Annotated in this window: 16 protein-coding genes; 5 read left to right on the forward strand and 11 right to left on the reverse strand. The window is 74.5% G+C overall.

Annotated elements, in window-relative coordinates:
- Positions 1-66 precede the first annotated feature (66 nt).
- Entirely contained in the window at positions 67-615 is a 549-nt protein-coding gene (locus ACFVZH_RS07530) for a carboxymuconolactone decarboxylase family protein (protein WP_384894231.1), read from the reverse strand.
- A 203-nt stretch (positions 616-818) separates the two neighbouring features.
- Between ACFVZH_RS07530 and ACFVZH_RS07535 the strand changes: the two genes are divergently transcribed.
- Positions 819-1,397 carry a TetR/AcrR family transcriptional regulator gene (locus ACFVZH_RS07535; RefSeq protein ID WP_384894233.1) on the forward strand — a complete coding sequence of 193 codons (579 nt, stop codon included), beginning with the start codon at positions 819-821 and terminating at the stop codon, positions 1,395-1,397.
- A 134-nt stretch (positions 1,398-1,531) separates the two neighbouring features.
- On the opposite strand, the gene ACFVZH_RS07540 is transcribed toward ACFVZH_RS07535, so the two are convergent.
- From ACFVZH_RS07540 to ACFVZH_RS07570, 7 genes are all read right to left on the reverse strand, one after another.
- Complete coding sequence (locus ACFVZH_RS07540; protein WP_384894235.1) at positions 1,532-3,469, reverse strand: AMP-binding protein; 1,938 nt, start codon at positions 3,467-3,469, stop codon at positions 1,532-1,534.
- Positions 3,466-6,894 carry an FAD/NAD(P)-binding protein gene (locus ACFVZH_RS07545; RefSeq protein ID WP_384894237.1) on the reverse strand — a complete coding sequence of 1,143 codons (3,429 nt, stop codon included), beginning with the start codon at positions 6,892-6,894 and terminating at the stop codon, positions 3,466-3,468. The genes ACFVZH_RS07540 and ACFVZH_RS07545 overlap by 4 nt, the downstream gene beginning before the upstream one ends.
- Positions 6,891-7,364 (reverse strand): cobalamin B12-binding domain-containing protein, encoded by a 474-nt coding sequence (locus ACFVZH_RS07550; protein WP_384894239.1) that lies wholly within the window; start codon positions 7,362-7,364, stop codon positions 6,891-6,893. The genes ACFVZH_RS07545 and ACFVZH_RS07550 overlap by 4 nt, the downstream gene beginning before the upstream one ends.
- Positions 7,365-7,473: 109 nt before the next feature.
- Positions 7,474-7,899, reverse strand: coding sequence for a cupin domain-containing protein (locus ACFVZH_RS07555; protein WP_384894241.1), 426 nt, complete (start codon positions 7,897-7,899; stop codon positions 7,474-7,476).
- Complete coding sequence (locus ACFVZH_RS07560; protein WP_384894243.1) at positions 7,892-8,797, reverse strand: sulfurtransferase; 906 nt, start codon at positions 8,795-8,797, stop codon at positions 7,892-7,894. The genes ACFVZH_RS07555 and ACFVZH_RS07560 overlap by 8 nt, the downstream gene beginning before the upstream one ends.
- A gap of 70 nt (positions 8,798-8,867) precedes the next feature.
- Complete coding sequence (locus ACFVZH_RS07565) at positions 8,868-9,407, reverse strand: HPP family protein (RefSeq protein WP_384894245.1); 540 nt, start codon at positions 9,405-9,407, stop codon at positions 8,868-8,870.
- A gap of 116 nt (positions 9,408-9,523) precedes the next feature.
- The gene (locus tag ACFVZH_RS07570) at positions 9,524-11,074 is read right to left on the reverse strand and encodes a vanadium-dependent haloperoxidase (protein ID WP_384894247.1); all 1,551 of its coding nucleotides are present in this window, start codon (positions 11,072-11,074) and stop codon (positions 9,524-9,526) included.
- A gap of 523 nt (positions 11,075-11,597) precedes the next feature.
- Between ACFVZH_RS07570 and ACFVZH_RS07575 the strand changes: the two genes are divergently transcribed.
- Together ACFVZH_RS07575 and ACFVZH_RS07580 are read left to right on the forward strand one after the other, a co-directional pair.
- Complete coding sequence (locus ACFVZH_RS07575; RefSeq protein ID WP_384894249.1) at positions 11,598-12,143, forward strand: hypothetical protein; 546 nt, start codon at positions 11,598-11,600, stop codon at positions 12,141-12,143.
- Between the two features lie 148 nt (positions 12,144-12,291).
- Entirely contained in the window at positions 12,292-12,924 is a 633-nt protein-coding gene (locus ACFVZH_RS07580) for a ScbR family autoregulator-binding transcription factor (protein ID WP_384894251.1), read from the forward strand.
- A 37-nt stretch (positions 12,925-12,961) separates the two neighbouring features.
- Here the strand turns inward: ACFVZH_RS07580 and ACFVZH_RS07585 are convergent, their stop codons facing one another.
- Genes ACFVZH_RS07585 through ACFVZH_RS07595 form a run of 3 tightly spaced genes read right to left on the reverse strand, consistent with a single transcriptional unit; the run spans position 12,962 to position 15,713 of the window.
- Positions 12,962-13,726: an SDR family oxidoreductase gene (locus tag ACFVZH_RS07585; RefSeq protein WP_384894253.1), complete on the reverse strand. Its 765-nt coding sequence runs from the start codon at positions 13,724-13,726 to the stop codon at positions 12,962-12,964.
- A 42-nt stretch (positions 13,727-13,768) separates the two neighbouring features.
- Entirely contained in the window at positions 13,769-14,734 is a 966-nt protein-coding gene (locus ACFVZH_RS07590) for an NAD-dependent epimerase/dehydratase family protein (RefSeq protein ID WP_384894255.1), read from the reverse strand.
- 13 nt (positions 14,735-14,747) lie between these two features.
- Positions 14,748-15,713 carry a ScbA/BarX family gamma-butyrolactone biosynthesis protein gene (locus ACFVZH_RS07595; RefSeq protein ID WP_384894257.1) on the reverse strand — a complete coding sequence of 322 codons (966 nt, stop codon included), beginning with the start codon at positions 15,711-15,713 and terminating at the stop codon, positions 14,748-14,750.
- 113 nt (positions 15,714-15,826) lie between these two features.
- On the opposite strand from ACFVZH_RS07595, the gene ACFVZH_RS07600 reads away from it, so the two are divergent.
- Positions 15,827-16,486 (forward strand): ScbR family autoregulator-binding transcription factor, encoded by a 660-nt coding sequence (locus ACFVZH_RS07600; RefSeq protein WP_384894259.1) that lies wholly within the window; start codon positions 15,827-15,829, stop codon positions 16,484-16,486.
- Between the two features lie 157 nt (positions 16,487-16,643).
- A partial coding sequence (locus ACFVZH_RS07605; RefSeq protein ID WP_384894294.1) for an acyl-CoA dehydrogenase family protein occupies positions 16,644-16,762 on the forward strand: 119 nt, incomplete at its 3' end.

The following is a 16,762-nucleotide window of genomic DNA, read 5'->3' on the forward strand; positions in this document are numbered from 1 at the left end:
TCACACAAGCCACAGGGGTGCCGGACGCTTCGTCGCGCCCGGCACCCCTGCTCGGCCGCGAAGACTCTACTCGGCGAGGTGCGCCGGGACCAACGGAAAGTCCAAGTCCGGCTGCGCAACGTGATTGAAGAAGTTCGAGAGCACGTTGAGGGCGACGTGGCCGACGACCTCCGCGATCTCGGCGTCGGTCACGCCGGCGGCGCGGGCGTCCGCCAGGTCCTCGTCGGTGACGCGGCCGGCGGAGGCCATGACGGCCCCGGTGAACCGGAGGACCTGGTCCATGTGCGGGTCGCCGGCGTCGGCGCCGTGGCGGGTGTCGAGCAGCTCCTGCTCGCTCAGGCCGACCTTGCCGCCGCGCAGGGTGTGCGCGGAGACGCAGTAGGTGCAGTCGTTGCGCTGCGCGATGTAGAGCGCGAGCTGCTCACGCTGCCGGGCGCCGAAGGCGCCGCCGACGAGGGCTTCGCGCATGGCGAGGTAACCGCGGAGCGCGGCGGGCCCGTTGGCGAGGGCCGCGTAGAGGTTGGGCAGCTTGCCGAGCTGCTTGAGGGTGCCTTCGAGCAGCTCGCGCTGCTCCTCGTTGGCGGTCTCGACGGTCAGTTGGGGCAGGCGGGGCATGGAGCTCTCCTTGAGCCGGACCAAGACGGAACTGATCGGTACCATCCAGACGGTACTGACCGGTTCCGTCTGACGCAACGGGAGGGATCGCCTCCGCCTTTCGGATTCGGATCACTGATCGAGGACGCGGCACGGGGATCGCCGATCCCGGGCGCAGATCGTTGATACGGCAACCTGTTCGGCACCGAGTGGTACCGTCTGGTATGGCCACGAACGCTAAAGAACGTCTCCTCAGCGCGGCGGAGCGTCTGTTCTACGAAGAGGGGATCCGGGCCGTCGGCATCGAGCGGATCCTGTCCGAGTCCGGAGTCGGCCGCGCCTCCTTCTACCGCCACTTCCCCAGCAAGGACGACGTGGTCGTCGAGGTGCTGCGGCGCCGCGACGCCATGTGGCGCGCCTGGCTCGACGGCCGGATCGCGGCCAGCGAGCGCTCCCCCGCGGAACTGCCCCTCGCGCTCTTCGACGGACTCGCCGAGCGCTTCGCCGCGGCCTCGTTCCGCGGCTGCGCCTTCATCAACACGATGGTCGAGACGGCCGACCCCGACAGCCCGGCCCACCACGTCGCCGCCGAGCACAAGGAGAAGGTCATCGCCGTCCTCGACCACCTCCTCACCGAGGGCGGCTACCGCGACACCGAGTCCCTGGCCCGCCAGCTCGCCCTCCTCGGCGACGGAGCCATCGTCACCGCCGTCCGCGAGGGCACGCCGGAGGCGGCCGTCCGGGCCAGGACCGTGGCGGAGGTCCTGCTGCGGACGGCGGACCGGGAACAGGTCAGCGCCTGACGGACCGGGCGCCGGACAGACCGGGCGTCGGCCCCGCGAGGGCAGGCGCCCGGAGGGGACCACCCTCGCGGGGCCGGCGCCCGGCAGAGACGACCCCCGCGGGGCCGGCGCCCGAGAAGGACGGCCCCGCGGGTTCAGCGCCCGGCGGGCCCGGGGCGGAGTTCGCCGCGGCGGACCTTGCCCGAGCGGGTGCGGGGCAGTCGCGGGACGACGTCGACCCCGCGCGGGACGAAGACCGGCGCGAGCCGCTCGGCGGCGAGGGCGAGCAGCTCGCCGCCGATCCGCCGGTGGCGGTCGGCAGGACTTTCGGCGGCCGTGACCGAGGCCGCCGCGGTCCCGGTTCCGGAAGGCGCGGGGACGGCGGTGACAGCTCCGGCGGGGGCAGCCCCCACAGGTACGGCTCCGGCGGGCGCGGCCCCCGCCGGTACGGCCCCCGTGGCCGCGGCCCTTGTGGTCGTGGCCCCCGCGGTCGCGGCCCGGTCCGTTTCGGCCGCGGGGACGGTCGCTCCGGGGACGGTCGCTCCGGGGACGGTCCCTCCGGTGGGCGTCGCGCCGGCCGTGCGGAGTTCCACCACGGCGTACGGCGCGAGGCCGCCGGCCGGGTCCGGGCAGGGGATCACGGCCGCGTCGGCCACGTCCGGGTGGGTGCGCAGGACGGCCTCGATCTCCATCGGGGAGACCCGGTGGCCGTGGGACTTGAAGACCTCGTCGTTCCGGCCGAGCAGCCGGATGGAACCGTCCGCGCACCGCTCGCCGCGGTCGCCCGTGCGGTACAGCCCGTCGGCGAAGGCCGCCGCCGTGCGTTCCGGCAGGCCGGCGTAGCCGAGCATGACACCGGGCGGGCGGTCCGCGAGGTCGACGCAGACCTCGCCCGCGTCGCCCGTCTCGCCGGTCGCGGGGTCCCGTAGGACGATCCGGTAGCCGGGGAGCGGGTGGCCGAGGGGGGCGATGGGCTCCGGGCCGCCGGGGGCGCGGCCGATGAGGGCGGTCGCCTCCGTCTGGCCGTAGCCGTCGCGGACCCGTACGCCCCAGGCGGTCTCGAACCGTCGCACGGTCTCGGCCGTGAGGGGCTCCCCGGCCGCCGTCGCCTCGCGCAGCCGGGGAGCGGCGGCGCCGCCGGTGACGTACGGCAGCATCGACCGCCAGGCGCTGGGCGGCGCGCAGAGGCTGGTGACGCCGTGGTCGGCGAGGACGCGGGGCAGAAGGGCCGGCGGGAGGCCGCCGTCCGGGGGCGCGAGGACGGTCGCCTCCGCCGCCCACGGCACGAAGAAGCTGGACCAGGAGTGCTTGGCCCAGCCGGGCGCGGAGAGGTTGAGGTGGCGGTCGCCGGGGCGCAGCCCGCTCCAGTACAGGCTGGAGAGGTGCCCGACGCCGTATCCGGCGTGGCTGTGCTCCACGAGCTTGGGCAGGGACGTCGTCCCGGAGGTGAAGTAGCAGAAGGACGGGTCGGCGGCACGGGTGGGCCGGTCCGGCACGTGGGGTCGCCGCCCGCGCGCGCGGGTGTCGGGGTACGGGACCCAGCCGGCCCGGTCGGCGCCCGGCGCCATCCGTACGCCCGGCACCGGCGACGCGTCGACGAGCGGTACGAGTTCGGGCGCGCAGACCACATGCCGCAGGGCGCCCCGGGTGATCCGGTCGGCGGCCTCGTCCCCGGTCAGGTCCTGGTAGCCGGGGACGACGACGGCGCCGGCCTTGATGCAGCCGAGGAGGGTCTCCCACAGTTCCGCCCGGGTGCCGAGCAGGACGAGGACGCGGTCGCCCCGCCCGACCCCGCACTCCTTGAGGGTCACGGCCAACTCGTCGGACCGCGCGGAGAGTTCGGCGAAGGTGAGACGGTCGACGACGGGGACCGCGCCGTCCGGCCCCGGCCGGCCGAGGATCTCCAGGGCCGGCCGGTGGTTGTCCTCGGCGATGACGTCGAACCAGTCGAGGGCCCAGTTGAAGTGCTCGGCGCGCGGCCACCGGAAGGCGGCGCGGGCCGCCTCCCGGTCGCCCCGCAGCCGCAGGAGGAGGTCCCGGGCGGCCCGGTACTCCTGGTGGGCGGGCGATCCCGTCGTACGGACGCCCGTCACCGCATCGCGCCTTCGAGCAGCACACCGCCGGGGCGCGGGACGTCGGCGGACGGGCCGCCGCCGGACGGCGCCGGACGGGTACGGGGACGGCCGGGCCCGCCACCGCCGCGGGCGTCCCGGCCCACGGTCTCCGCTCCCCCGAGCAGCGCCGCCGCGATGGCGTCGGCGTCCCGGGTGAAGGACCCCCACGGCCCGGGGCGGCCGCTGCCCACCTGGGTGAACCAGCGGGTGTGCTCGCTGGGGATGCCGAGGACGTGCGTGGTGGTGTCCACCGAGCCGTCGGCCCGCACCGGGTGGAACGGGGAGTCCGTGCAGTCGAGGCCGCCGGTGGCGAACTCGCCCGTCCCACCGGACGAGTTGGTGAAGGTGCGGATCTCGCCGTCCGTCATGAGGCCGCGGATCAGGGGGTCCCGGTCCGCCGCGAGGTCGGTGCCGGGCACCCGGGCGTCGACGACGGCGTCCAGTGCCACCCAGGAGTTCTCGACCTGCGGCGACTCGACCGAGAAGCGGCCCGCGACGGGGTCGGTCGCGAACCGGGCTCCGGGGCCCACGGGTTCGAGCACGCCGGCCGCGAGCAGGGCGAGGAACTGTTCCGAGCGCACCTGGGGCGGCCCCGTCGACACCATCGCCGCGACCGGGCCGAACTCGGCGAGGAACCGGCGGTGCGACTCCGGGGTGAGGCCGCCGAAGTCGACGACGGAGCGGATCGTCTGCCGGACGTCCCGCAGGACGTCGGCCGCCGCCTTCAGGGGGCCGTCGGCGTTCCCCTGGCGCGCCTCGGCCAGGTCGGTGCGCAGCCAGTCGGTGAGCACCTTGTGGAACTCGGCCGGGGAGCCGAAGTGGCGGCCGCCGAACGGCCGGGCGAGTGCGCCGAGGCCGGTGAGCGGCCGGGGGTCGACGCGGTGGGCGGCGGCGAGCCGCTGGAGGAGTCGGAGGTCGGGCCGCTCCGCGAGGGCCTCGGCACCGCGCTCGGTGAACTCGTCCGCCGCCTCGGCGCCGTGGGCCCTGCGGACCCTGGTGGCGAGGAGGACCAGGTTGACCTCGGCGAGCAGCCAGGGCAGGACGGACCGCTCGAAGTCGACCGGCGCCGCCGCGCGCAGGTCCGCCATCCGCTCGGCGGTGAACAGGCGGGCGCGGTAGCGGTGTCGGGGGGCCTTCTGGTTGGCGCCCCGGGTGAGCAGCGGCACTCCCCCGCGGGAACCCGCGAGGATGCGGGGCTCCTTGCCGCTGGGCAGGTAGAGGAGTCCCTCGCCGCCCTCGGTGAAGGTGCCGCCCCGGCCGAGGGTGAGCTCGGTGAGGATGTCGTAGAAGGTGAGTCCCATGCCGACGATGCCGACGCCGGCGCCCGCCGGGATCTCGGCGAGCGGCATCTCGCTCGCCGAGCCGCCGGCGATGTAGCGGACGGGACGGGCCGGCGTGCTGTGCTCCCGCGCGAACCGCTTCCAGGCGCGCTGGTCCGCGTCGGGCTCGTTGACGGGGTGGCCGGTGGCCAGGACCACCCGGTCGACGGTGAGGACGTCGCCGCGGTCGAGCCGCAGCCGGTGCGCGGCGCCGGGCCGGCCGTCCTCGCCCCGTGTGCGGTCGGCGCAGATCACCCGGGCCGGGACCCGGTGGACGGTGAGCGAGGGCGGCAGGGTCTCCTCGATCCGCCGCATGACGTAGGTCAGGTACCGGCCGTAGACGGCGCGCGGCGCGTACCCCTCGGGGGCGGCGTCCGCCGGGTCGTCCTGCGTCCACCACTCGCCCAGGGTGGGTCCGGCGCCGGGCCGGTGCGGACCGTCGTCGGCGGGCCCGGAGAACATGGTGACCTCCTGGGCGGGCGTGTTCATCAGGAACCAGGGCGACTGGTCCGTCCGCCAGATCCGACCGGCCCCCGCCTCGTACGGATCCACCGCGAACACCTCCACCGGCCGGCCGGGCGGCTCCTCGGCGCAGCGCGCGGCGAGCCGCTCCAGTACGGAGAGGCCGCGCGGGCCCATGCCGACGAACGCGATCCGCAGCGGGTCGGCGGGCGGCAGGGGGCCGCCGTGGCGTGCGGGTACCGCCACCGCCGACGGTGCGGGTGCCTGGGTCCGCGGCCGGGCCCGGCCTGCCGCCGGTGCCCGGTCCGCGCCGGGCCCGTCCGTGCCGGCCGCCCGGTCGTGCTCACGGGCGACCCGGTCGAGCATGCCGGAGAGCTGTCGCGAAGTCATCGGGGTGGTCCTCCTGCTGGTGGTGAGCAGCGGCAGCGCGCCCAGATCGGTCCACTGCAGGCGCCCGTCCGGTACGACGGTGGAGCGGACGGCGCCCCGGTTGTCCGGGTGCAGGCAGAACGGCACGTCGAGCAGGCCCCGGTCGAAGGACTTGAGCAGCGCGGTGCCGAGGTCGTCGGAGAGTCCGAGGACGGCCGTGACCAGGGCGCGGGCCTCGGCGAGCACCTCTTCGGTGTCGGCGTCGGCCGACGGCCCGCGGCCGCCCCGCGCCCCGGCGGCCCCGGCGGCCCGGGCGGCCGCGTCCGCGGCGACCCGCAGGGCGGTCAGGTTCTCGGCGACGGTCGGGATGCGGTGCGCCTCGGTCTCGGTCTTCACGATGAGGCGCTGCGCTCCGCCCCGTACGGCGAGTTCGGCGCTGCGGCGCAGCAGCAGCCGGGCGCCGGGCACGGTCCTGGGATAGACGCCCATGTACGTGTAGAGCACGATGTGGCGGTCCACGGCGGGCGGCAGGAACTCGTCGGCGAGCAGCCGCAGCGCGGTGAGGGCGCCGGTGTCCTGGGCGGGATGGGTCTGCTGGGCGTAGCTGAGGGAGACGCTGGTCGCTCCGTGGGCCACGAAGAACAGGCACTCCAGGACCGAGACGGCGACGAGCAGCGAGGGCGGGCAGAGCTGGCCGAGCAGGCAGCCGCCGAAGGATTCGAGGTGGGCGCGGCGGCCGTGCGCGCGGCTCTCCTCGGTCAGGAAGGCGACGGAGTCGCGCCAGGCGGCGACGGAATCGGCGAGCGGGGTACGGCCGTAGGGCAGGCAGTACGAGACGGGGCCGCCCTCGGAGGCGGCGAGGCCGGCGGCGGTCATCGTACGGAAGATGGCCATCGGGTCGGCGGAGCCGTGCCGGACCTGGACGGGCGTGGAGCGCCCGGCCGCGGCGGCGACGCGCGCGGTCGTGGCGGGGCCGTGGCTCACCAGCGGGAAGCCGTTGAGGGGCCGGCCGCCGCGCAGGGCGGCGGTGGCGGCGGCGTGGTCGCCGACGCGGGTGTAGCTGTCGATGGTGAGGGTGGCGACGGTGCGTTCGGGCAGGGCGGCGACGGCGGCGACTCCGGCGGCCATCTCCCGGGGCCCGACCATGCCCATCCGGGGCTGGACGACCAGTTCGCCGGCCTCGGCCGCGGCGCGGACGAAGGCGCCGAGGTCACCGGGGGCGTGCGGGGGCGGGGGCAGGGCGGACGTCGTCAAGCCGCGGCCCGCCCGGTACACGCGCCGCCGAGTCCGGCGAGCCGGCGCAGCAGCGCCGTGGGCGGGGTGCCGTCCGCGTACACCTCGTCGTATCCGGCGTCGAGGAGTTCGGTGGTCCGGGTGGCGGCGCCCTCCGGCGAGATCCCGAGGAGTCCGCCGATGACCATCGGGACGGAGCGGGTCCTGCGGTCGGCGCGCAGGGCACGGGCGGCGCGCAGCCCGTCCTGGTGGCCGTGGCCGTTGACGGAGGAGAGCACGACGAGGTCGGGGCTGGTCATCCGGGCGGTGTCGACGAGCAGCCGCTCGGGGACGCAGGGGCCCAGGTTGAGGACCGAGTGCCCGTGCTCCTCCAGGAAGAGCTGGAGGTGGACCAGGTTCCAGGTGTGCGCGTCGGAGGAACCGGTGGTGAGCAGGACCCGGCGGGAGGGCTCGGGACTGCGCGGGGACTGGGGCCGTGTGGGCGGTGTCATGGCGTCTCTCTCCGGAAGGCGTGCGGACGGGCGGGTGGTGGCGGTGGGCGGGTACGGAGCGAGGCCGCCGGGCCCTGGGGGCCCGGTGGCCTCGGGGTGTGCGGGTGGGTCAGGGGGCCGGGACGGCGGCGCCGACGCCGGTCGTGATCTCGCCGGCCTCCGGGGTGCGCGGGGCGGCGGGGCGGGCCCGGACGGCGAGGACGGTGCAGCCCTCGGCGCTGGACATCTGGTGCCGGGTGCCGGGCTCCTCGACGACGAGGTCGCCGCGGTGGAAGCGGCGCCCGTCGCTGTGGTCGAGGGTGCCGTCGAGGACGAGCATCAGCTCGTGGCCCAGGTGTTCGTGGAAGTCGCCGTGGGCGCCGGGCGGGAAGCGGAGCAGCAGGGAGGCGGAGTCCTCGTCCTCGGCGGGGTCGGGGCCCCAGAGGACGACGTACTCGACGCCGACGCGGCCGGGTTCTGCCCAGGGGACCCAGGGCAGGTCGGTCTGGTCGAAGCCGCTGCGGAGCACGTCGCGGAAGACGGTGACGTCAGGCACGGGCGGTGACCTCCGGGGTGCGCTGGGCGACGACGGACGGGATGTCGTCGGGGCCCCAGGGCCGGGGGCCGTTGACGATGGGGGCGCCGATGAGGGAGCCGAACTCGCGCCAGGCGCCGTCGTAGTTGCGGATGTCGGGCAGGCCGAGGAGTTCCCGCAGGACGAACCAGCTGTGGGCGGAGCGCCAGCCGACCCGGCAGTAGACGACGGTCGGGGCGTCGGTGCGGACGCCGGCGTAGGCGCGGGCCAGCTCGTCCTGGTCGCGGAAGGTGCCGTCGGGGCGGACGGCGGTGTGCCAGGGGATGTGGTCGGCGGAGAGGGCGTGGCCGCAGCGCACGCCGAGGTCCTCGGGCACGCCGGGCGGCGTGTTGCTCTGCCCGAGGTACTCCTCCAGGGAGCGCACGTCGAGGAGTTGGTGGCGGCCGATGTGGTCGAGCATGTCCTCGCGGCGCGCCCGGACCGTCTCGTCCACGGCGGGCACCGGGTAGTCGGCGCGCGGCCGCTCCGGGGCCTCGTGGGTGAGGGGGCCGCCGAGCGCCTCCCAGCGGAGCCGGCCGCCGTCGAGGATGCGGAGCCGCCGGTGGCCGTAGAGGGTGAACTGCCAGTATCCGGCGGCGGCCCACCAGTTGTTGTTGCCGCTGAGGAAGACGACGGTGTGGTCGGCGGATATGCCGTGCCGGCCGAGGAGTTCGGCGAACGCCTCGGGGCCGATGACGTCCCGCCGTACCGGGTCCTGGAGGTCGCCGGTCCAGTCCAGGCGGACGGAGCCGGGGACGCGGCCCAGCGTGCTGCCGCCTTCGGTGATCTCGACGAGGACCGTGTTCCCGTCGAGGGCCGCGGGGTCCCGCAGCCCTTCCATGACCTGCTCGCAGCTGACGAGCAGTCTGTCTCGTTGCATGGGCGCTCCGTTGAGGGTGGGTACGCGGAGGTGCGTGCGGACGGTGGGGGTCACGGCCGGGGCGGGCGGTTCACCACCAGTACGTCGGGTACTTGCCGATCGCGCCGAGGCGGGAGGCGATGACGCCCACGACGACGAGGAGGGCGCTGCCGACGGCGAGCAGGACGAGGAAGCGCACGGGCGCGGGGTCCTGGAGGACGGCGAGGACGGCGGTGGCGGCGGCGGGCGCGTGGACGGCCCGCAGCAGCAGCATGAGCCCGACGCTGAGGCCGGCGGCGACCGCGGCCACCCAGAGCGAGTGGCCGAGGACGGCGACGGCGAGGAGGCCGAGGACGCCGGAGCCGACCTGGCCGAGCATGACGCCCCGGGGCTGGGCCGGGGGCAGGGCGGGGGTACTGCACACGATCATCGCGGTGGCGGCCAGCGGCGCGATCATCAGCAGGTGACCGGTGGCCTCGCCGAGGGCCACCAGGATCAGCAGCGACACGACGGTGGCGGCGGTGCCGAGGACGGCGGGCCGGGCGCCGGGGAACGGCGGGGCGCCGCCCGCCCAGCGGCTGCGGGCGGGCGGGGCCGCCGCGCCCGAGGGGGTCTGGGTCTGGTTGCTCACGGGGGTTCTCTCCTTGGCGGGGGCGGTGTTCCACTCGACGGCCGGGGTGTCGCCGGAGGGCCGGCGGTCCACCGCCGGGGGCCGGCCGACAGTGCGGCTGGCCGGGGTGGGGCGGGTCAGCGGTGGGTGCCACCGAAGTAGCGCATGGCCTGCCGGTGCACGACCCTGCCGATGCGGTGGCCCATCTCGATGCCGGGCTCGTTGTCGAAGCTCCAGTGCATGCCGCCGTACACGCGGGAGATCCCGGCCTGGTGGGCGGCGTCGCTGAAGGTGGGCCAGTGCAGGACGACGTCGGTGCGCGGGGTGAGGCCGGGCTCGACGGTGGAGGCGCCCGCCTTGAAGCGGTACGAGTCGCCGAAGGAGTCCGAGCCGGTGAAGCGGCGCAGGAACTCGGCCGCGGCGCCGGAGAAGGTGCTGTGTCCGGAGACGGTCGCCGGGAACGGCGGGACCGCCACGTACGCCTGCCAGTCGACGCCGTCCATGGTGACGGTTCCCTGGCCGGGGCCGCCCCAGGCGCGGATCCGACGGCCGCGCCGGTCGTACGGGATGAGGGTGGACGGGCGCGCGAAGTCGTAGTCGCGCTTGACCGCCCAGGAGCCGATGGCGGCGTCGCACTCGGCCATGTTGAGGCCGAAGAAGAGCTGCGCGTCCTCGTCGACCCCGTGGCCGTCGCGGGCGGAGACGTACCGGCCCCACATCTGCTGGGCGCCGGGCGGGGTGACGTCGTCGTTGAGCCAGAACTCGGCGATCGCCTTCTGCTCGTCCGTCAGGTTCGCGCTGATGTCGAGGAGTTCCTCGATGGCCGCGGTCATCCGGACCGACGGGTACGCGGGCGGGGCGGGCACCGTGAACTGGTCGGGGCGGCTGAGCGCGAACGGCTGCATCACGGCGAACTGCGGGGTGAGGTAGCGCTGCGTCTTGCCGTTCACGACGAGCGGGGTCCAGTGGGCCGGCTCCGTGACCGTCGACGGGTCGAAGGCGCCCGCGGTCTGGGGGGTGTTGCGCGGCTGGTAGCCGGTGGTGTCCGAGTACGCCGGGGTGCCGAGCTGGTTGGCGCCGTCGGCGTGCCGGTAGTCGAGGACGGCCCGCGCGGTGCGCAGACCGATCCAGGCGGGGCTGTACGGACGGGGGTCGGTGAGCTCCGGGTCGTGGCCGAGGCTGCGCAGCATCGAGTCGATCGGGACCTTGTACTCGGGGTACAGGTCGAGCAGCGCGAGGTGCGCGGCGTAGCTGATGGCCTCGTTCTTGTTGTCGAGGGTGCGCTCGGCGCGGGGCCGGCGCAGGGAGCCGCCGAAGCGGGTGCCGACGGCACAGCGGTCGTAGCAGGCCCAGGCGTCGTAGACGGCGTTGTGGAGGATCGCGAGGGCGCGGGCGTTCACGGTGGCGGGGCCGAAGCGGTTGCCCGCGGCCTGGTAGCGGCCGAGGATCGCGTCCATCGCGGCCTGGTTCCAGCGGATGACGACGCTGGGGTCGGTCACGGCTCCCGGCGCGCGGCGGCCGGTGCGGGTCTCCGCCTCGAAGCTGGTGGGGACGGCCCACGCCGAGGTGCCGGGCAGGGCGAGTGCCCCGGCCGCGGCCGCGGTGGTGGTGAGCACCCGGCGCCGGGTGAGCGGTGTGCGGGCCGCGGTGGTCGTGGTGGAGGCGGGGGCGGCGGGTCGGTGGGACATCCGTGGATTCCTTCGCAGGGGCCGGGAGCGGACGGTCTCGGTCCGGGTCTGCTGTTCAAACACAAACTCGAACAGTCCTCAGGCTGGCGAGATTTGATCGCGTCCGGCAACGGCCTATCGACTTCTTCCATCGCGGGTATGCAAGGAAGCGATGGGCGTCGCGGGGGTCCCCGGAACGCGGTTAGCGTGAGTGCGGCCGTCCGACCCTCCCGCTCGATTTCGGCGCGATCCGAGCGGTCCACCGCCCGACTCGGGCCCGCCGCCCGTACGCCGGCCCACCGCCTGACTCCGGCCCCTTGCTCGACTCCGGCCCGCCACCCGCCACCCGGTTCCCGTTCCGGTTCCGGTTCCGGTTCCGGTTCCGGTTCCTCTGCGGGCGGTGGTCCGGGATCCGGCTCCGCCCACCGGGGTGTACGCCCTCACCGGAGCCCCCGGCCGCGTCCGGCCGGGCTCCCCCGGCCGGACCCCGGTCCCACCCGTCCCGCCCGGTTCCCGTGTCGACTCGTGTTGGAGATGCCCGCGCATGACCGTTTCCTCTCAGGCGGTGGCCCCCGCCGCCCCCGCCGCCCCCTCCGCGTCCGGACCCGCCACCTGCCCCGTGCTCCCCTCCGCCCCGCCGGTGTCCGGCGGACTCTTCGACCGGCTCGCCCCCCGGCTGCACCGGTACGGCCTGGGCCTGCTGCGGGCCGGCCTCGGCGGGGTGTTCGTGTGGTTCGGCGTCCTGAAGGTCATCGGCCTCAGCCCGGCGGCCGCCCTCGTCGTCGCCGTCCTGCCGTTCCCGGCGGGAGACTGGTTCGTCCCGGCGCTCGGCTGGGGGGAGGTGGCGCTCGGCGTCTGGCTGGTGTCGGGGCGCGCCCGCGCCGCGGCGCTGCCGGTGCTCGTCGCCCACCTCTGCGGCACCTTCGCGGTGCTCGTCCTCACCCCGCAGGTGGCGTTCGCGCACTCCAACCCGCTGCTGCTGACCCTGGTGGGCGAGTTCGTCGTCAAGAACGTGGTGCTCCTCGCGGGCGCGGTGGTGGTCATCACCCAGCCGCGCCCCCGGAACGCCGCGGCGCGGCACACCCTCTGACGCCGCTTCTCCCCGTTCACCGAAACATCCATGGCCGACGCGAAAAGCTCGTACAATACCAGGCAGTCGGTTTGGAGTTGTCGAGTGGTGGGGCGCCACGGGATTCAGGGCCGTACCGCTGAGACGCACGGTGCTACTGGAGCCATGGTTGACCAAACAGGAACGGGCCACGCGGACCCGCGACGCGCTGATCAAGTCGGCGGCCAGGGAGTTCGACCGGTGGGGCTATGACGTGGCCACCCTGTCCGCGATCAGCTCCGGTGCCGGTGTCAGCCCCGGGGCACTCCACTTCCACTTCGAGAACAAGGCCGCGGTCGCCGTCGCCGTCGAGTGCGAGGCGGCCGCCACCCTGCGGCGGGCCGCCCGGCTCGAGTACCGCCGCCCGTCGAACGCCCTGCAGAACCTCGCCGACACGGCCCACGCCCTGGCCCGGCTGCTCCGCGAGGACATCGTCGTCCGCGCGGGCTTCCGGCTCAGCTGCGGGAACGACCGCCGCACGGAGCTGAACCTGCGCCAGGAATGGCAGGGCTGCGTCCAGCAGCGGCTCGCCGAGGCGGCCGACGAAGGTCTCCTCGCCACCGACCACGGGCGCCTGCACGACCTCGCCCGGACCGTCGTGGCCGCCACCGTCGGCCTCGAAGCCCTCGGCCGGGACAACGCCGAGTGGCTCTCCCCCCGCACCGTCACCGGCCTGTGGCAGACCCTGCTCCCCCTCTTGGCCCGCCCTGCGGCACTCGCGTCCCTGGAACCCGCGGGCAGCACGGCCCCGGTCGGCGGCTGAGGCTCCGCGCACCGACACGAGGCGGGCGGTGGCGGCCTCAGAGGGCGCTGCCGCCCGTGGCGTCCACGTACTGGCCGGTGATCCAGCGCGCGTCGTCGGAGACGAGGAAACCGACGATGTCCGCGATGTCGGCGGGCGTGCCGATCCGGTTGAAGACCGAGTAGGCCGCGAGGGCGGCGCTCGCCTCCGGGGTGCTGCGGCGCCGGGCGTTCATGTCCGTCGCCACGAACCCGGGGGCCACGGCGTTGACCGTGATCCCCCGGGGCCCCAGCTCCTTGGCGAGGGCGAGGGTCATCGTGTCGACGGCGCCCTTCGTCATCGCGTAGGTGACGGAGTCGGGGAAGGCGATCCTCGTCGCCGCCGAGGAGATGTTGACGATCCGGCCCCCGTCGCGCAGCCGGTCGAGGCCGCGCTGGACGAGGAAGAGCGGGGCCTTGACGTTGATCGCGAACAGCCGGTCGAAGACCTCGGGGGTCAGCTGGTGGATACGGCCCGATCCGCTCGCCGCCGCGTTGTTGACGAGGATGTCGAACCCGGGCCCGGCGCCCTGCTCGGCGAGGCCGGCGTCCAGGGCGGCGTAGAACGTGTCGGCCATGTCCGGCGCTTCGAGTTCCGCGCGGAACGGGAAGGCCCGGCCGCCCCGCTCCTCGACGATCCGCACCGTCTCGCGGGCGGCCTCCTCGTTGCTGCCGTAGTGGACGGCCACCAGGGCGCCGTCCTTGGCGAGCCGTTCGGCGATGCCTCTTCCGATGCCGCGGCTCGCCCCGGTGACGATCGCGGTCCTGCCGGCAAGCGCGGACATGCCGGTCTCACCTTCCTTCTTCTGGTTGCTACGGGGGTGGGGTCAGGCGGGGCCGAGGATGCTCCGGTACCACGCCAGGTGGTCCCCGATCCCCTCGGTGAAGCCCGGTCCGGGGTCGCAGCCCAGCTCCCGCCAGGGGCGGTCGTCCTCGAACCAGTGGTCGTCGGCGAGCATGGCCAGATGGTGCTGCGCGAAGGACAGGTCGGCGAGCAGCGCCCGGGCCTCGGCGATGTCCACCGACGGCCCCCGCGCCGGGCCCGGCCGGCAGGCGAGGAGCGCTTCGCAGGGGGCGAGCAGTTCGGCCACCGGCACCGGCTCGGGATGGTCGACGTAGTACGGGCCGGGCCGCGTGCCCGGGGAGAGCGCCGCGCCGAGCAGGACCCCGGCCAGGCTGTCGACCCCGATCGCCGAGTGCAGCGAGTCCCCCGCGTCGAGCGGTCCCGGCAGCGCCGCGAGGAGCCGGACCAGGCCGGGCACCAGCTGCCGGTCTCCCGTGCCGTACACGAGGTGTGGCCGCAGGACGGTCCCGCCGGCGTCCATGACGTGCCGCTCGCCCGCCGCCCGGGTGCGGCTCGTCGCCGAGCCCGGGGCGAGCGGGAGGGTGCCGGGGGCGGCGGCGCGGAAGGGGCCGCGGCCGTGGACCGAGGCGGTGCTCAGGGAGACGATCCGGGAGACGCCGGCGTGCACGGCGGCGTCGACCAGGGCGCGGGTGCCCTCGTCGTTCACGGCGCGGGCGGTCTCCTCGTCGACGCCGATCGCCGAGGCGCAGTGGATCAGGATGTCGACGCCCTCGCAGGCCCGGCGGAGCGAGGCGTGGTCGCGGAGGTCGCCGACGGCGATCTCCGAAGCAGGTCGGCCGTCCTGGTTCCGCTCCGTCGCGTCCCCGTCCGCGAGCGGGCCGCGGGCCAGCAGTCTGAGGTGCCCGACGTCTGTCCGGGCCGCTGCCGTCGCCGCCACCCGGCCACCGATGAACCCGGTCGTGCCGGTGAGGAGAATGCGAGGCCCCATGGTCGCCGTCCGGTCAGCCCGCCAGGCGGCTGTCGAGGCCGCCGACGGCCACCGCCAGGTCCCGGGACGGGGAGGTGAGGGTACAGAGGAACACGGAGCGGCCGTCCTGTCGACCGTCGACCCGGACGGTGGTCACCGAGGGGTCGGAACTGGGCACGGTCTCGGCCTCGATCCAGCAGGGGCTGTCGAGTTCGGCGTAGCGCGAGAAGGAGGCGTCCATCGCGGTGGGCAGGAACGCGCGGCTCCCGGTCGTCAGCGTCGCCGCCTGCCGGGCCGCTTCGAGGAGCACCATCCCCGGTATGTGGTCGTTGGGCCGCCGGAAGAGGGTGGTGTGGCCGGTGTTGATCCGCAGCTGCCACTGGCCCGCCCTGGAGCCGGGGGCCAGGACGACGTCCTTGGCGTGCTCGCGGCCGACCAGCCGGGGGGCCACGCCGGGGATCAGGGGGACGGGTCTGCCGAGCGCGGCCATCCGCTCGCCGCGGATCCGTCGGTAGGCCAGGGCCGAGGTGCAGCGGGCCAGGGCGCCGCCGGTGGCGAGGTGCCGGCCGTCGCGGGTCAGGACGATGCTGACGCACAGGTCGCGGAGCCGGCCGCCGCGGCTGCTGAGGTCGGAGAAGACCAGGTCGACGGTGACGTCCGAGGAGAGGCCGTCGACGGCGAGGGCGTCGGGATCGGCGGTGTAGTGGAGTCCCCACATGACGAACTGGTCGTCCACGGGTACCCCCAGTTCCGCGTGAGCGACCAGCATGGTGGCCTGGCGTATCGTCTCGGCCACCAGCACGGGGTCGTGCCGGTCCCCTGCCACCGGAGAGAAGAAGGGATGTGCGGCAGGCCAGCGGGCGGACACGGAGAACCTGTTCTCCCGCAACTGCGTCCAGCCCGTGGGGATGATGTCCGCGGGGTCCGCACGGTGTACGAACTCCCCGGGGACGTGTGTCGTCACTCCTCGAAAGTTCTGATCCATGGATCCCCCTTGCATCCCCGCGCCCTAAGCGGTAGGTCCCGCCCGGCCTAGAGTACGTACAGCCCGGTTTTCTTTTCAACGCCTCACGTCACACGGTGAGCACGGACAGCGAGACAGCAGGAGGCGCCTTGGCACAGCAAGCGCGTGCGATCAAGACCCGACGGGCGATCCTGGAGGCGGCCGCGTCCGTCTTCGCGGAGCGCGGCTACGAACGCACCACCATCGGGGAAATCCTGGTGCGCGCCGGGGTGACCAAGGGGGCGCTCTACTTCCACTTTGCTTCCAAGGAAGACGTGGCGCTCGGCGTGCTCGACGCCCAGATGCTCGACGAGCCACTGCCCTCGCAGCCCATCAAGCTCCAGGAGCTCGCGGACCAGGCGTTCCTGCTCGCCCACCGGCTGCAGCACGACGCGCTCGTGCGCGCGAGCGTCTCGCTGGCCCTGGACAGCGGCGCCGTCAGCGTCGACCGGGCGGCGCCGTTCCAGGCGTGGATCGACCAGGTGTCGGAGATCCTGACGGTCGCGAAGGCGCAGGGGGAGATCCTCGTCCATGTGGACGTGACGGACACGGCGCAGCTCTTCTCGGGCGCGTACGCGGGAATCCAGACGATGTCCCAGATTCTGTGCGACCGCAACGACCTGGTCCACCGGGTCTCGGTACTGCTCCGCTACCTGCTGCCGAGCATCTGCACCCCGGCCCTGCTGACGGGCCTCGACATGACGGAGGACCGCGCCCGGCAGCTGGCCGCGGAGTACGACGCGCACCGGCTCCGTCACGAAGGCGAGTAGCCGCGGGTACACCTCCCCCGACAAAACCGACCGCCTGGTTCGCTATCCAGGAGAGCGCCCCGACACAGAACAGCGTCGGGGCGCTCTGGCATCATGGCACTGAGTGTGTTTTGCTGAGGGTACTCAGTGCCACAAGCGTCTAGGGGAGCTCCACATCATGGGCAAGGACTTCGACCTGTATCGGCCCTCCGAGGAGCACGAGATGCTCCGGGAGTCGGTCCGTGCTCTCGCGGAGGCGAAGATCGTTCCGTTCGCCGCGGCGGTGGACGAGGAGGG

Source organism: Streptomyces sp. NPDC059534 (genome assembly GCF_042743475.1).
Lineage (GTDB): Bacteria > Actinomycetota > Actinomycetes > Streptomycetales > Streptomycetaceae > Streptomyces.

What these genes read in the sequence shown, in the direction of transcription:
- ACFVZH_RS07595 (WP_384894257.1), bottom strand. Translation starts at nt 15,713, where the DNA reads ATGCAAGGGGGATCCATGGATCAGAACTTTCGAGGAGTGACGACACAC.
- ACFVZH_RS07585 (WP_384894253.1), bottom strand. Translation starts at nt 13,726, where the DNA reads ATGTCCGCGCTTGCCGGCAGGACCGCGATCGTCACCGGGGCGAGCCGC.
- ACFVZH_RS07590 (WP_384894255.1), bottom strand. Translation starts at nt 14,734, where the DNA reads ATGGGGCCTCGCATTCTCCTCACCGGCACGACCGGGTTCATCGGTGGC.
- ACFVZH_RS07550 (WP_384894239.1), bottom strand. Translation starts at nt 7,364, where the DNA reads ATGACACCGCCCACACGGCCCCAGTCCCCGCGCAGTCCCGAGCCCTCC.
- ACFVZH_RS07570 (WP_384894247.1), bottom strand. Translation starts at nt 11,074, where the DNA reads ATGTCCCACCGACCCGCCGCCCCCGCCTCCACCACGACCACCGCGGCC.
- ACFVZH_RS07560 (WP_384894243.1), bottom strand. Translation starts at nt 8,797, where the DNA reads ATGCAACGAGACAGACTGCTCGTCAGCTGCGAGCAGGTCATGGAAGGG.
- ACFVZH_RS07535 (WP_384894233.1), top strand. Translation starts at nt 819, where the DNA reads ATGGCCACGAACGCTAAAGAACGTCTCCTCAGCGCGGCGGAGCGTCTG.
- ACFVZH_RS07530 (WP_384894231.1), bottom strand. Translation starts at nt 615, where the DNA reads ATGCCCCGCCTGCCCCAACTGACCGTCGAGACCGCCAACGAGGAGCAG.
- ACFVZH_RS07575 (WP_384894249.1), top strand. Translation starts at nt 11,598, where the DNA reads ATGACCGTTTCCTCTCAGGCGGTGGCCCCCGCCGCCCCCGCCGCCCCC.